The 14,911-nt window shown below is 70.1% G+C and carries 14 protein-coding genes; 1 reads left to right on the forward strand and 13 read right to left on the reverse strand.

What is annotated here, in order from left to right; translation table 11 throughout:
• Nucleotides 1-121: 121 nt before the first annotated feature.
• From rpsO to rimP, 8 genes are all read right to left on the reverse strand, one after another.
• Complete coding sequence (gene rpsO / locus RN607_RS08695; protein WP_313496285.1) at nt 122-391, reverse strand: 30S ribosomal protein S15; 270 nt, start codon at nt 389-391, stop codon at nt 122-124.
• Between the two features lie 138 nt (nt 392-529).
• Nucleotides 530-1,519, reverse strand: coding sequence for a bifunctional riboflavin kinase/FAD synthetase (locus RN607_RS08700; RefSeq protein WP_313541919.1), 990 nt, complete (start codon nt 1,517-1,519; stop codon nt 530-532).
• Complete coding sequence (gene truB / locus RN607_RS08705; RefSeq protein WP_313541921.1) at nt 1,516-2,448, reverse strand: tRNA pseudouridine(55) synthase TruB; 933 nt, start codon at nt 2,446-2,448, stop codon at nt 1,516-1,518. The genes RN607_RS08700 and truB overlap by 4 nt, the downstream gene beginning before the upstream one ends.
• 4 nt (nt 2,449-2,452) lie before the next feature.
• On the reverse strand, nt 2,453-2,887 hold the full coding sequence (gene rbfA / locus RN607_RS08710) for a 30S ribosome-binding factor RbfA (RefSeq protein ID WP_313496291.1): 435 nt from the start codon (nt 2,885-2,887) through the stop codon (nt 2,453-2,455).
• A complete protein-coding gene (gene infB / locus RN607_RS08715; protein WP_313541924.1) occupies nt 2,887-5,604 on the reverse strand; it encodes a translation initiation factor IF-2 in 2,718 nt (905 codons plus the stop codon). The genes rbfA and infB overlap by 1 nt, the downstream gene beginning before the upstream one ends.
• Nucleotides 5,605-5,742: 138 nt before the next feature.
• On the reverse strand, nt 5,743-5,919 hold the full coding sequence (locus RN607_RS08720) for a YlxR family protein (RefSeq protein ID WP_313541927.1): 177 nt from the start codon (nt 5,917-5,919) through the stop codon (nt 5,743-5,745).
• A gap of 131 nt (nt 5,920-6,050) precedes the next feature.
• Nucleotides 6,051-7,058: a transcription termination factor NusA gene (gene nusA / locus RN607_RS08725; RefSeq protein WP_313496297.1), complete on the reverse strand. Its 1,008-nt coding sequence runs from the start codon at nt 7,056-7,058 to the stop codon at nt 6,051-6,053.
• Between the two features lie 11 nt (nt 7,059-7,069).
• The gene (gene rimP, locus RN607_RS08730) at nt 7,070-7,540 is read right to left on the reverse strand and encodes a ribosome maturation factor RimP (RefSeq protein ID WP_313496298.1); all 471 of its coding nucleotides are present in this window, start codon (nt 7,538-7,540) and stop codon (nt 7,070-7,072) included.
• A 96-nt stretch (nt 7,541-7,636) separates the two neighbouring features.
• Here rimP and RN607_RS08735 point away from each other — a divergent pair, with 96 nt between their 5' ends.
• Entirely contained in the window at nt 7,637-8,626 is a 990-nt protein-coding gene (locus RN607_RS08735) for a DUF4439 domain-containing protein (protein WP_313541930.1), read from the forward strand.
• 12 nt (nt 8,627-8,638) lie between these two features.
• Here the strand turns inward: RN607_RS08735 and RN607_RS08740 are convergent, their stop codons facing one another.
• The 5 genes from RN607_RS08740 to RN607_RS08760 all read right to left on the reverse strand — a co-directional run bounded on the left by RN607_RS08740 (nt 8,639) and on the right by RN607_RS08760 (nt 14,870).
• The gene (locus tag RN607_RS08740) at nt 8,639-9,421 is read right to left on the reverse strand and encodes a glycerophosphodiester phosphodiesterase (protein WP_313496301.1); all 783 of its coding nucleotides are present in this window, start codon (nt 9,419-9,421) and stop codon (nt 8,639-8,641) included.
• Between the two features lie 61 nt (nt 9,422-9,482).
• Complete coding sequence (locus tag RN607_RS08745; protein ID WP_313545410.1) at nt 9,483-11,285, reverse strand: proline--tRNA ligase; 1,803 nt, start codon at nt 11,283-11,285, stop codon at nt 9,483-9,485.
• Between the two features lie 82 nt (nt 11,286-11,367).
• Entirely contained in the window at nt 11,368-12,297 is a 930-nt protein-coding gene (locus RN607_RS08750) for a GNAT family N-acetyltransferase (RefSeq protein WP_313541933.1), read from the reverse strand.
• Nucleotides 12,294-13,448 carry a flavodoxin-dependent (E)-4-hydroxy-3-methylbut-2-enyl-diphosphate synthase gene (ispG, locus tag RN607_RS08755; RefSeq protein ID WP_313496303.1) on the reverse strand — a complete coding sequence of 385 codons (1,155 nt, stop codon included), beginning with the start codon at nt 13,446-13,448 and terminating at the stop codon, nt 12,294-12,296. Before ispG ends, RN607_RS08750 begins: the two co-directional genes overlap by 4 nt.
• Before the next feature lie 111 nt (nt 13,449-13,559).
• The gene (locus RN607_RS08760) at nt 13,560-14,870 is read right to left on the reverse strand and encodes a M50 family metallopeptidase (protein WP_313496304.1); all 1,311 of its coding nucleotides are present in this window, start codon (nt 14,868-14,870) and stop codon (nt 13,560-13,562) included.
• Nucleotides 14,871-14,911 lie beyond the last annotated feature (41 nt).

A 14,911-nucleotide genomic window follows, 5' to 3' on the forward strand; every position in this document is an offset into this window, starting at 1 on the left:
CTACCGAGGACCAGGCACCGGGACGCGTTTCTTTGGTGAAGTTGTGAGGTGGCGGCTAGCCACCGGTCACTAGCGTGACACAGAAATCGCCCCGAGGCCGTGAGGCCCCGGGGCGGAAGTCTTAGCGGCGCAGACCGAGGCGCTCGATCAGCTTGCGGTAGCGGTCGATGTCGACCTTCGCAAGGTAGTTGAGCAGGTTGCGACGGCGACCGACGAGCAGCAGCAGGCCACGACGCGAGTGGTGGTCGTGCTTGTGCTCCTTGAGGTGCTCGGTGAGGTCGGAGATGCGGGCGCTCAGGAGAGCGACCTGGACCTCGGGCGAACCGGTGTCGCCCTCGCTGGTGGCGTACTCGGCCATGATGGACTTCTTCACTGCTGCGTCGAGCGGCACAGTTCTCTCCTTCTGAGTATCGTTGCGCGGCGCACCCGGGCTTGTTCACCGGGGCACTAGGAACCGCGGCCGTTGAACGGCGACGACGATTCTACCTCACGCGCCACCGCGCGGCGACCTGACCCCCGGTGCCGGAGGTCAGCGCGCGGGGACGCCCAGCGCGTCGCGCGACCATGCCACGTCCTCGGCAAGCGCATCCGTCAACGCCTCGACGGACCCGAAGTCGAGCATGGGACGCCGCCACGCCACGAGGTCCAGCGCCACGCGTGCGTCGTACAGATCGAGGTCCACGCCGTCGATCACGTACGCCTCCACCCGCAGCGAGTCACCTCCGACGGTGTAGTTGATGCCCAGGCTGATCGCCGCCGGCATCCTCACGCCGAGCCGCTCAGCGGCCCGCGGGTTCCCGCCCCCGTCCAGCACCGTCAGCCATCCCGCGTACACGCCGTGCCTGGGGATCATGCCCGCATCCACCGCGATGTTCGCGGTGGGGAAGCCGATCGTGCGCCCCAGCTTGTCGCCGTGCACCACGGTGCCCCGCAGACGGTGCGGGCAACCCAGCACGTCCTCGGCGTCGTGCACGCGCCCGTCCTCGAGCAGCTCGCGCACCCACGTGGACGACCAGCGTCGGCCCCGCGCGTCGGTGTCTCCCGCGTCGGCAAGGACCTCGACCTCGAAGCCGAGCTTCGAGCCCAGCTCGCGCATCGTGTCGACGTCACCCGCGTTTCCGCGCCCGAACTTCGTGTCCCTGCCCACCACGACCACTGCGGCTCCCAAGCCGTCGACGAGGTGCGTGCGGACGAAGTCCTCCGGCGTCTGCTGAGCGAAGTCGAGCGTGTACCGAAGGAGCAGGACGCCGTCGAGGCCGGTCTGGGCAAGCCGCTCGAGCCGATCCTCCACGCCGGTGATGAGCTCCGGAGGGTGCGCAGGGTCGTGAACCGCGCGAGGGTGGGGGTCGAACGTGATCGCCGCGGCCCGCATGCCGCGCTCTCGCGCGTCCGCCACCATGCGGGTGAGCACGGCACGATGCCCCCGATGGACGCCGTCGAAGTTCCCGATGGTCACCACGGTGGGCCCCAGGTCCGAAGGGACCTCGTCGAGCGCGCGCCACACCTGCATGTCGGTCATTGTGCCGCAGTCCCTGCCGGGCGCATCACGACGACCGGCTTGACCTTCCCGCCGCGGCGCTCTCCGATCGCCACCAGGTCCCCCGAGCCGTCAAGGAGCGCAAGGTGCTCCCCCTCGTCGCCGGCTCTCGCCGCGACCCACTGTCCGTAACCAAGAGCCTTCGCGTCATCGTCGTCGACCGCGATGGGCGTCAGGGTCGCTGCGGCGGCCGGTCCCAGGGGGAGCAGGGGCAGCGGCTCGCCGGCCTCGACCCGGGCGGTGAGATCGTCGAGGGTGGCGGCCTCGTCCACGGGGATGCGTCCGATCCGGGTCCGCCTCAGCGCCGTCAGATGCCCGCCGACGCCCAGTGCCCCGCCGAGATCACGCGCCAGGGCGCGTACGTAGGTGCCGGACGACACCTCGACACGCACGTCGAGGTCCACTGCTGCGCCATCACGACGGACGTCGCGCACCTCGAAACTGCCGACGGTGACGGGACGCGCGGGAAGCTCGACATCCTCTCCCCCACGCACGCGCGCATACGACCGCTTGCCGTCGACCTTGATCGCGCTCACCGAGCTCGGACGCTGCATGATGTCGCCCGTGAGGGCGAGCACCGCCGCAGCGATGTCCTCGTCGGTCACCCCGGACGCGTCCACAGAGGCGGTGACCTCGCCGTCCGCGTCGTCCGTCACGGTGGACTCACCCAGGCGGATGGTCGCCTCGTACGCCTTGTCGTGCCCGGTGATGTAGGTCAGCAGCTTGGTCGCCCGACCGATGCCCAGCACCAGCAGACCCGTGGCCATCGGGTCGAGCGTGCCGGCATGACCGACCTTGCGGGTGCCCGCAAGCCGTCGGCAACGAGCCACGACATCGTGCGACGTCCAGCCCTGCGGCTTGTCCACCAGGAGCAGGCCCGGCGTGGGCTCGTCGCTGGGTCGACGACCCACCGGGCTACGCCTCGTCGTCCTCGTCGTGGTGACGGTACGGGTCCGCCTCCCCGGCGTACTGCGCGTTCTCACGCAGGCGTCGCAGCTCCTGGTCTCGCTCGTGCGCCTCGTGGAGGGCACGATCGAGGGAGGCCGCGGACTCGGGCACCGCGTCCAGGTGGAACTCGAGGCTGGGCGTCAACCTGATGCCCAGCTCGTGGCCCACCTTGGACCGCAGCAGACCCTTCGCCGACTGCAGCGCGGCGGCGGTGCCCTCACGGTCCTCGTCGGAGCCGAGGACCGTGTAGAACACCGACGCCTGCTGCAGGTCCCCGGTCACGCGCACGTCGGTGACCGTCACGAACCCCAGACGAGGGTCCTTGATCTCGCCCTCCAGCGCGCGGGCGACGATCTTCTTGATCGTGCCCGCGAGCCGAAGCGCACGGGGGTTGTCGCTCATCAGTCCCTCGGAATCTCGACCATCTCGAAGGTCTCGATGATGTCGCCGACCTGGATGTCGTTGAACTTGCCGAGTCCGATACCGCACTCGAAGCCGTCCTTGACCTCCGTGACGTCGTCCTTGAAGCGACGCAGCGTGTCGATCGTGGGCTCGCCGATGACGGTGCCGCCCCGGACGACCTTCGCCTTCGCATTGCGCTTGATGGCGCCGCTGCGCACGAGGCAGCCTGCGATGTTGCCGAACTTGGACGAGCGGAAGATCTCCATGATCTCGGCCGCGCCGACCTGCTTCTCCTCGTACTCGGGCTTGAGCATGCCCTTGAGAGAGGCCTCGACATCCTCGAGAGCACGGTAGATGACCGAGTAGAAGCGCATGTCGACGCCCTCACGGTCGGCCATGTCCTGCACCCTCTCGGCGGGACGCACGTTGAAGCCGATGATGATCGCGTTGTCGACCGTCGCCAGGTTCACGTCGTTCTGCGTCACCGCACCGACGCCGCGGTGGATGATCCGCAGGTCGACCTCGTCGCCCACGTCGATCTGGAGCAGGGCGTCCTCGAGGGCCTCGACGGCACCCGACACATCACCCTTGATGATGAGGTTGAGGGTGTCGACCTTGCCTTCCTCGAGGGCCTTGTTGAAGTCCTCGAGCGAGATGCGCTTGCGACGCTTGGCCAGCTGGGCGGCACGCTCTGCGGCCGCACGCTTCTCAGCGATCTGACGGGCCGTGCGATCGTCCTCGGCCACGATGAACGAGTCACCTGCGCCCGGGACGGACGTGAGACCGATGACGAGGACCGGACGCGCCGGAGTCGCCTCGGTGACGAGGTTGTCGTGCTCGTCGAACATCGCACGGACACGACCGTGAGCGGTACCCGCGACGATCGCGTCGCCGACGCGAAGCGTGCCGGAGTTCACCAGCACCGTCGCCACCGCACCGCGACCCTTGTCCAGGTGCGCCTCCACCGCGACGCCTCGGGCGTCCTTGTTCGGGTTCGCGCGCAGGTCCAGACCGGCGTCAGCCGTGAGCAGGACCGCCTGGAGCAGCTCGTCGATGCCCTGGCCCTTGAGCGCGGAGACGTCCACGAACATCGTGTCGCCTCCCCACTCCTCGGCCACCAGGTTGTACTCGGTGAGCTGCTGCCGGATCTTGTCGGGGTTGGCCCCCTCCTTGTCCACCTTGTTGACCGCGACCACGATCGGCACGTTCGCCGCCTGGGCGTGGTTCAGCGCCTCGATGGTCTGCGGCATCACGCCGTCATCGGCCGCGACCACGAGGATCGCGATGTCGGTGACCTGCGCACCACGGGCACGCATGGCGGTGAACGCCTCGTGACCAGGGGTGTCGATGAACGTGATGGCACGCGTGACTCCGTCGTGCTCGTGATGCACCTGGTAGGCACCGATGTGCTGGGTGATGCCACCCGCTTCGCCGGAGATCACGTCGGCATGGCGGATCGCGTCCAGCAGGCGCGTCTTTCCGTGGTCGACGTGGCCCATGACGGTCACGATCGGGGCGCGAGGCTCGAGCTCCTCATCGGTCTCCGCCTCGAGCTCGGCGTCGAGGTCGAGGCCGAAGTCCTCGAGCAGCTCCTTGTCCTCGTCCTCAGGCGACACGATCTGGATCTTGTAGCCCAGCTCGACGCCGAGCGCCTCGAACGTGTCCTCGTCGAGCGACTGCGTGGCGGTGGCCATCTCACCGAGGTGGAACAGGACCGTCACCAGCGACGCGGGATTCACATCGATCTTCTCGGCGAAGTCGCTCAGCGTGGCGCCACGCCGCAGACGGATCTGCGTGGTGCCGTCACCGCGAGGGATCTGCACGCCGCCGATCGACGGCGCCTGCTGCTGCTCGTACTCTGCGCGCTTCGCACGCTTGCTCTTACGCGAGCGGACCGGGCGACCGCCCTGACGCCCGAAGGCGCCGGCCGTGCCGCCGCCGCGTCCACGCCCACCGGGCGCGGGACGACCGCCGGGTCCACCGGGACCACCGGCGCCTGCAGCACCGCCAGGACCGCCGAAGCCACCGCGGCCGCCGCGTGCACCACCGGGGCCGCCTGCGCCACCGGCAGGCGCCGCAGGACGCGGGCCGAAGCCCTGACCGGGACGAGGAGCGGCACCGCCCGGACGCGGAGCGCCTCCGGGACGGGGCGCACCGCCGCCGGGGCGCGGAGCGCCACCCGTGCGAGGGCCCTGGAACGGGTTGTTGCCGCCCGGACGCGGGCGCGGACGCGGACCCGCCGTACGGTCGGAGAACGGGTTGTTGCCGCCCGGACGCGGGCGCGGCTTCGGCATGTCGGCCGGGGTCGGGCCCTTCGGCTTCGCATCGTCCGCCACAGCGGCAGGCGCCTCGGAGGCCGCGGGTGCGGCGGCGGCAGGCGTCGCCTGCTCGTCGACCGTCTGCGCGGGCGCAGGCGCGGCCGGCTTCGGTGCGGGCTTGGGGCCAGGCTTGGGTGCGGACGCCCTGGGTGCGGACGCCTCCTCCTGCTCCGCAGGCTTGACGGCGGGCTTCGGGGCGGCGGGCCTGGCAGCCGCGGGCTTCGCGGCGGGCTTGGTGCCGGTCTGAGGGAAGGCCTCACGGGCCTTGCGCACGACCGGGGCCTCCAGGGTGGAGGACGGACCCTTCACGTACTCGCCGAGCTGGTTGAGCTTGGCGATCAGGTCCTTGCTCGGGACTCCGAGCTCCTTCGCGATCTCGTGAACGCGGGGCTTTGCCACAATTCTCCTGTCTCGGCTCGACCGAGACAGGGGTCGAGCCATCGTTACGGCTGGTAACTCATTTCGAGGTACTCACTGCTTGACCATGGGCTTTCATCCCGTTCTGTCAGGCCTGATGGCTGGTGGACGCGGTCCACGCTACCGCACTGCGAGCGCGCTCAGATCGACGTCGGGCGCGCGCAACGCACGTCCGATAGTACGCCGCCTGAGCGCGAGCTCGAGGCAGTCGTCCCCGGGATGGAGCCAGGCCCCACGTCCGGGGAGGGTCTTCGCCGCGTCGAACACAGCGACGCCGTCGACGACGGCGACCCTCACGAGAACCGACCGAGACGCTCGTCCCCTGCATCCGACACACGTCCGTACAGGGCCTTCGGAAGGCGCTTTCGGTGGCTCGGCGGCACGAGACGAGTCTCTCGGCTGCACCAGTCTACCCGCTGTCCCGACCGTCAGGCCCCGTCGGGCGTGTGAGAGCCCTCGGCCTCGTCGGATCGGATGTCGATGCGCCACCCCGTGAGACGGGCGGCGAGGCGGGCATTCTGCCCCTCCTTGCCGATCGCGAGCGACAGGTGGTAGTCGGGGACGATCACCCGCGCCGCACGCGCCTCCGGGTCCACGACCGTGACAGAGACGACCCTCGACGGCGACAGGGCGTTGCCGACGAACGTCGCCGGATCGTCGTCCCAGTCGACGATGTCGATCTTCTCGCCACGCAGCTCGCTCATGACGGCGCGCACGCGCGCGCCCATGGGTCCGATGCAGGCGCCCTTCGCGTTGACGCCTGCCACGGTGGCGCGGACCGCCATCTTGGAACGGTGGCCGGCCTCGCGCGCCAGGCTCATGATCTCCACGGTGCCGTCGGCGATCTCAGGCACCTCCATCTCGAAGAGGCGACGCACCAGGCCCGGGTGGGTGCGCGACAGCATGATCGACGGACCCTTCTGACCTCGCGCCACCTGCAGCACGTACGCGCGCAGCCGCTCCCCGTGCACGTACTCCTCCGTGGGCACCTGCTCGTGCTGCGGCAGCAGCGCCTCGACGTCACCGATGTCCACGTGGACGTTCTTGGGGTCAGCGCTCTGCTGGATCACGCCGGACACCAGATGGCCCTCGCGGCCGGCGTACTCGCCGAGCACCGCGTCGTCGCCCGCCTGGCGCATGCGCTGGACGATGACCTGGCGCGCCGTCGCCGTGGCGATGCGACCGAAGTCCGCAGGAGTGTCGTCGAACTCGGGCATCGAGTCAGGGTCCGCGTCCGACTCGTCCGCCACGGGCTCCTTCGCGAGGATCGTCACGTGCCCGGTGGTCCGGTCCAGGTGAGCCCTCGCGTTCCGATAGGCGCCAGGCGTCTTGTGGTACGCGGACACGAGCGCCTGCTCGATCGCGTCGACAAGGACGTCCAGGGAGATGTCGCGCTCGCGCTCCAGGGAGCGCAGCGCCATCATGTCAATGTCCACAGGTGTCTTCCTCAGTCCTCTTCGATCCGCTTGAGCTCGAGCTCGATCTCCCCGCGCGCGATGTTCGCCATCGGCACCGTCACCTCGCCCGCGGCGCCGTCCAGGACGACGGCGTCCTCCGAGACCTCCACCAGACGACCGCGCGCCTGGTCACCGCTCACGAGGTCGATCACGACCAGCCGGGTGCGGGCGCGCATGAAGTGGCGACGCTCCGTCAGCGGGCGCGAGGTCCCCGGCGTCGAGACCTCGAGCAGGTACTCGCCGGACATCACGTCAGCCTCGTCGAGGGCCTTGCCGATGCCACGTGAGGCGTCGGCGATCGAGTCGAGGTCGGCCGAGCCGACCTCCGTCTCGGGCAGATCCACGGTGACGACCACACGGGAGCGCTTGCCGCCCGGATGCACCTCGACGCCGTCGAGCACCAGGCCCGCGGCCTCGGCTGCGGGGGCCGCCAGGTCTGCGATGCGCTCCGTGATGTCCATAGCCTGCCTCCCCGCGCGCCGTCGGCGCGCTCCGTTCCTGAAATTCGCTCGCAGGACATTCTAGACGCACGCCGGAGCCGTGTCATGATGGCGCCCATGACCCGCGACCGGCGGCGCGCGCACGCGCTCCTCACCCTGCTCACGCTGGCGCCGCTCCTTCTTGCAGGCTGCATCCGGGTCGATTCCGCGCCCGAGCCCACCAGGTCCGCATCGGCCGCCGTCACCGAGAGGGATGCTCTCGCGACGTCGCTCGCAGAGGTTCAGAACGCGGTCGACGCCGCGTCCGAGAACAGCCTTGCCGCGAACCTGGAACGTCACAGCCTCGAGGCCCTCGTGGCCGGGGTCGGACCCGAGTACGTCGCCTACCCCGCTGCCGAACCCTCCGCCTCGCCGTCGCCGGAGGCCACCTCCCCCGATCTCGTCGCCACGCTCACGGCCGCACTCGACACCAGCGTCGACCTGGCACAGAGCGCGACCGACGGAGACGTCCGCGCCTGGGCCACCACAGCGTCGTTGGTCCACGGGCTCGCCCTCTGGGCGGAGCAGATCGACGGGGCCGTATATGCGCAGGTGCCTGCGGCCCGTGCCCTCCCCACGAGCGATGCACCCGACGCGGGTACGGTGCCCTCCTCCACGGCGGTCGCATCCGATCAGCTCGCAGAGCTCGCGCTCCGGCACGACCAGGCGCGCTACGTCTACGAGCTGATCGCCACCCGCGAGTCCGGCGCGGACAGGGCGAACGCTCTCGCGCGAGCCGCGATCCACGAGGAGCGGTCCGACGCCCTGCAGGCGCTCGCCGGTGGCGCGGACGCGCGCACCGAGGTCTACTCGACGCTCGCCACGTCGGTCGAGGACGCCGCCTCACGCGCGGCCACTGCGCGAGCGGCCGAGGACGCCGTGGCCTCCGCGTACGCCGCCGACGCCATCGAGGCTGGCTCGTCCGACGTCCGGTGGCTCATGGACGGCGCCTACGATGCGTACGCAGCCGCGATGCTCGTGGACGGCTGGACCGTGTGGGAGCTGCCGGACCTGCCGGGCCTCACGCAGATCGCCACGACGTCGGCGTCGCCGACAGCGGAGGGCTGACGAACCCGTCGCTCAGATCAGCGCGGGCGCGAGACCGCCGCCCTCACGCGACGCATCGCCCTTCGCTCCCGCTGCCACCACGTCCCGCACCGCGATCGCCGTCGCAGGATCGTCCACGATGACCGCGTCCACCTCGGCCTGCATGAACGCCCGCATCTCTGCGGGATCGATGACGGTCCAGGGCCTGACCGCGATGCCTGCCGCACGGAACGACTCCACCGTGCCGGGCCGCTGCAGCGTAGGCGCGAACGGATGCATCGCCTTGACGCCCAGCATCGCCGCATAGTCCCACGGACGTGCGAGTCCGTCGGCGTACAGCGGTGCCAGCTCGAGCCCGGGCGCGTGCTCACGGACCTCGAGCAGGCCCACATGGTCGAACGACGACACCACGACCCTGTCGGCCCACCGCGCGCCGCGCACCGCCGAGGCCACCGCCTCGCCGATGCCCCGATACGGCGCCTTGGTGCCCACCTTGATCTCGACGTTCACGCGCATCGAGGTGGGGCTCAGGAGCTCCAGCACCTCGCTCAGGTGCGGGACTCGATGGACGCCCGAGCCTGCGTCGCCGACATCCGCCTGCGCCACCTCTGCGCGCGTCAGCTGGGCGAGCGGCACGACGCTCCCGTCCGGGAGCGTCAGCAGCGGGTCATGGCGCACCGTCAGACGGCCGTCGGCCGTCAGGTGCACATCCAGCTCGACGCCGTCGGCGCCCACCTCCGCCGCGGCCGCGAAGGCGGCGAGGGTGTTCTCAGGCGCCACGAGCCGCGCGCCGCGATGCGCCCAGATCTCCGTCACAGCGGCAGGCTATCCGACCCGGATGACGTGGGGCTGGCGACCCGGTGTCCGTGCGATGAACTCACGATCGCGCGCGGGCGAGCGCCTCACGGACGCGGGCGGCGACGGTCGCAGCCGCGCCGTCCACCGACACCTGCTCCGACTCCCCCGTCGCACGGGTCTTCAGCTCGACGGTGCCCTCGGACAGGCCTCGACCCACCACCACGATGTACGGGGCGCCGAGCAGCTCGGCGTCCTTGAACTTGACTCCGGGCGAGACCTTGGGGCGGTCGTCGTACAGCACCTCGACCCCGTCAGCCTCGAGCGCGGACGCAAGCTCCTCTGCGGCCTCGAAGACCGAGTCGTCCTTGCCGGTGGCGACCACGTGGACATGCACGGGCGCCACCTGGATCGGCCACGACAGGCCGAGCTCGTCATGGTTGTTCTCCGCGAGCAGCGCCACCGCACGCGTCACGCCGATGCCGTACGAGCCCATCGTCACGACCTGCTGCTTGCCGTTGACGTCGAGGACCTTGAGATCGAGCGCGTCCGCGTACTTGCGACCCAGCTGGAAGATGTGGCCGATCTCGACGCCACGCGCGAGCTCGAGGGGGCCTGATCCGTCCGGAGCGGGATCGCCTGCGCGGACCTCCGCACCCTCGATCGTGCCGTCGGCAACGAAGTCGCGCCCCATGGTCAGGTCGAAGACATGACGACCCGGCTCGTTCGCTCCCGTGATCCAGCGCGTGCCCTCGACGACGCGAGGGTCCACCAGGTAGGGGATGGCGGCGTCGCCCTCGTCGCCACGTGCGACGTTCTCGGGACGAGCCTGCGGGCCGAGCACGCCAGGGCCGATGTAGCCCTTCACCAGCTGCGGGTAGGCCTTGAAGTCCTCCTCGGTGGCAGGCTCCACCGCGGCGGGCGACAGCGCCGCCTCGAGCCGGGTCAGGTCGGCCTCGCGGTCGCCGGGCACGCCGACGACGAGCAGCGAGCGCTCACCGGCCGGGGACGTCAGCGCCAGCACGACGTTCTTCAGCGTGTCTGCGGCCGTCCAGTCGCGATCCTCACGCGGCTGCTGCGCGTTCGCCACCGCGACGAGAGTCGCGATGGTCGGAGTGTCGGGCGTGTCCTCCACGTGGGCGGCAGGCGCCTGCGCGAGCGGCAGCGCCGCAGGGACGGGGGTGGTGACGGCCTCGACGTTGGCCGCATACCCGCCGGGCGACCGGACGAAGGTGTCCTCGCCCACCTCGGTCGGCGACAGGAACTCCTCGGACTTGGAGCCGCCCATCGCACCCGACTGCGCCTGCACGATGACGTACTCGATGCCCAGGCGCTCGAAGATCCGGATGTACGCGGCGCGCTGCGCGGCGTACGAGGCGTCGAGGCCCGCGTCCTCCACGTCGAAGCTGTACGAGTCCTTCATGATGAACTCGCGGCCCCGCAGCAGGCCCGCGCGAGGACGCGCCTCGTCGCGGTACTTGGTCTGGATCTGGTAGATCGTCAGCGGCAGGTCCTTGTACGACGAGTACAGGTCCTTCACGAGCAGCGTGAACATCTCCTCGTGCGTCGGCGCCAGCAGGTAGTCGGCGCCCTTGCGGTCCGCGAGGCGGAACAGGTTCGGGCCGTACTCGGTCCACCTGTTCGTGGCCTCGTAGGGCTCGCGCGGAAGCAGCGCAGGGAAGTGCACCTCCTGGCCGCCCGCAGCGTCCATCTCCTCGCGGATGACGGCCTCGACCTTCGCCAGCACCTTGAGCCCGAGCGGGAGCCACGTGTAGATGCCGGGCGCGGCACGGCGGATGTAGCCGGCGCGGACCAGGAGCTTGTGCGAGGCGACCTCGGCGTCGGCCGGGTCCTCACGCAGAGTGCGGAGGAACAGAGTGGACATGCGGAGCATGCGCTAAGCCTATCCGCGACAGCGGGGCCCGAGGTGCCGTCGACCGCTCGGACACGCACAGGTGCGAAGGGCGTCAGAACATGACGGTGGCGAACGTTCCCACGTCGCGGAAGCCCACACGCCGATACACGGCCAGCGCGGGCGAGTTGAAGTCGTTCACGTACAGCGACACCGTCGGGGCGACCTCCGCCCTCACGGAGCGCACCAGCGCCTCCATGCCTGCACGGGCGATTCCACGCCCCCGCAGCTCGGGATGCGTCCACACCCCCTGGATCTGCGCCACTCCCCCGCCCAGCACGCCCACCTCGGCCTTGAAGATCACCTCGGGCAGGCGCCCCCTGAGCGAGCCCAGCTGCACGAACGAACGCCCAGCACGCACCAGGTAGCGCAACCGATCCTCGTAGGCGGCCCGGCCGTGCCGCATCGGGTCGTAGCCGACCTCGCCGATGAACATGTGCACGCAGGCAGGGAGCAGGATGTCGTAGTCGTCGAGCGTTGCTCGGCGCAGCGGTTGCACCTGCAGGTCGTCCCCGGCGCGGGGCGTCGCCTGCGGCGTGGGATCGGAGCCGATCGCCATGGACAGCTGTCGCGGTCGGATCTCGCGCGCAGGACCCCACCACGGCTCCACCCGACCCCAGAGGTCCAGGATCAGGCCGGCGTCGCCCACCAGCGCTGCGGGACGCGACAGCCGGGCGACCATGCCGCCAGCGACGTCGGCGCGCAGCTCGTCGCCCGCGGGATCGTCGGGCGTCACGGGGAGGATCGCCGAAAGGTTCGCGCCGTTCCACACCAGGCCGGCCAGCTCGCGCTGCAGGCCGGAGCGCCGCCTGACCGCCCACATGCCGCGCGGCACCACCCCGCTGTCGCGCGCGACCTCGAGGTGCATGGCCGGAAGCACGGAGGAGACGGGGTCCGCGGCGCACATGGCGAGCGCAGCGTCCACCTCGCGCCGCTGCAGGGGCGCCAGCGCGTGCTGTGCCCTCCGCAGCAGCGAGTCCGTCATGGTGCCGCGATCACCTGGGGCTCCGCGCCCTCGACCGGCTCCATCGTCTCGGCGATCTTCATCGCCTCCTCGATCAGCACCTCGACGATGTCACGCTCCGGGACCGTCTTGATGACCTCGCCCTTCACGAAGATCTGGCCCTTGCCGTTGCCCGAGGCCACGCCGAGATCTGCCTCACGCGCCTCTCCAGGGCCGTTCACGACACAGCCCATGACCGCGACACGCAAGGGCACCTCCATGCCCTCGAGCCCCGCGGTCACCTTCTCCGCAAGCTCGTAGACATCCACCTGCGCGCGACCGCACGACGGGCACGACACGATCTCAAGCTTGCGCGGGCGCAGGTTCAGCGCCTGCAGGATCTGGATGCCGACCTTCACCTCCTCGACGGGCGGCGCCGACAGGGACACACGGATCGTGTCCCCGATGCCCTTGCTCAGCAGGGCGCCGAAGGCGGTCGCCGACTTGATGGTGCCCTGGAAGGCGGGTCCCGCCTCGGTCACGCCCAGGTGCAGCGGCCAGTCACCGCGCTCAGACAGCATCTCGTAGGCGCGCACCATCACCACGGGGTCGTTGTGCTTGACCGAGATCTTGAAGTCGTGGAAGTCGTGCTCCTCGAAGAGGCTCGCCTCCCAGACCGCAGACTCGACGAGCGCCTCAGGCGTCGCCTTCCCGTACTTCTCGAGCAGGCGCTTGTCGAGCGAGCCCGCGTTGACCCCGATCCTCAGAGACGTGCCATGGTCCTTGGCGGCCTGCGCGATCTCCTTGACCTGGTCGTCGAACCGCTTGATGTTGCCGGGGTTGACGCGCACCGCGGCGCAGCCCGCCTCGATCGCCGCGAAGACGTACTTGGGCTGGAAGTGGATGTCCGCGATGACAGGGATGTTCGACTTCCTCGCGATGGCGGGCAGCGCGTCCGCGTCGTCCTGCGTGGGGCACGCGACCCTCACGATGTCGCAGCCCGCCGCCGTGAGCTCGGCGATCTGCTGAAGCGTCGCGTTGATGTCGTGGGTCTTGGTGGTGGTCATCGTCTGGACCGAGATGGGGGCGTCGCCGCCGACGAGCACGTCGCCCACCTTGATCTGGCGGGTCCTGCGTCGCGGGGCGAGCACTGGTGCCGGCATGGCCGGCATGCCGAGTCCGATCGCTGTCATGGTTTCAGTATTCCTCATGTCCCGACCACCCCACGGCGCCTGGCCGGCGTCCTGGGGAAGGTCCTTGCAAGCGTCAACGAGGCGCGATGAGCGCGCTATTCCTTCGAGGCGTCAGGCGATCGTCACGGGGGCGACGATGTCCGCGTAGACGAGCACAGCACCCATCACGAGCAGCAGCGCGAACACGCCGTACGCCAGCGGCATCATCCTCGCGACGTCCACGGGCCGCGGAGCCGCGAGGCCGCGCAGACGTGCCCAGCCGTTCTTGATGCCCTGCCACAGCGCCGAGACGACGTGTCCGCCGTCGAGAGGCACGAGCGGGATCATGTTGAAGGCGAAGAGGGCAAGGTTCAAGCCGGCGAGCAGCATCATCATGTCGGTGATGCGCTCGCCGAGCGTGTACCCGTCGATGTTCGCCGATGCGATCTCGCCCGAGATGCGACCAACGCCGACGACGCCCATCACCGAGTCGGTGGTCCGCTCCTCAAGCCCGAGCGCCGCGCGAGCGACGTGATAGACCTGTTGAGGCAGGTGGACGATGACACCGGCAGTCTGTCCCAGGTAGTCCCACGTGAGGGACGCGCCGGCCCAGAGCGGCTGCCGCTGCGACTCCGTCAGCGAGTACACGCCCAGGTAGCCGACCTGCTGGGTCACCGGATCCCCTGCCGCGTCCGTCACGACCGCGCCCGAGTCGTCGTACTCGTAGACGGTGCGCGTCGCCGGCGTGACCGTCAACGACACGTCCTCGCCGCTCCTGTCGACCACCAGAGCGATCTGCTGGCCGGGCCTGTCAGCGACATACGAGGTCAGATCCGTCCAGGAACCGAGCGCCACGCCGTCCGCGGAGACGAACACATCGCCCGCCTCGATGCCTGCAGCCGCCGCCGGGGCGACCGGGTCGCCCGTGGCGCACTCCGTGGCGCCTGCGGCGGGCACGCACTGCACGACCTGCGCCACGGCCAGGGTCTGCGTCGGCACGCCCACGAACGACAGCACGCTCGTGAACAGCACCACCGCGATCACGAGGTTGACCACCGGCCCGCCCATCATGACGATCGCCTTGCGCCACCACGTCAGGTGGTAGAAGGCACGGTGATCCTGGCCCGCGGGGATCTCCTCCTCCGCCTGCGCTCGCGTGTCGTCGATGAGGCGGCCCGCCCACCCTCCGAGTCGGAGCGGCTTCACGGCTGAGGCGGGCGGAACCATCCCCACGAGCTTGACGTAGCCGCCAAGCGGGATGGCCTTGAAGCCGTACTCGGTCTCGCCCTTCCTGCGCGACCACAGGCGCGGCCCGAAACCCACGAAGTACTCGCTGACGAGCACCCCGAAGCGCTTGGCGGGGATCATGTGCCCCAGCTCGTGGAGAGCGATGGAGACCAGCAGCCCGACCACCAGCACCAGCACACCGATCAGGAATTCCATGACCTCACCCTACGTCCGCTCGGAAGCTGTCTCAGCCCGTC

The organism is Demequina capsici, assembly GCF_032102965.1.
Lineage (GTDB): Bacteria > Actinomycetota > Actinomycetes > Actinomycetales > Demequinaceae > Demequina > Demequina capsici.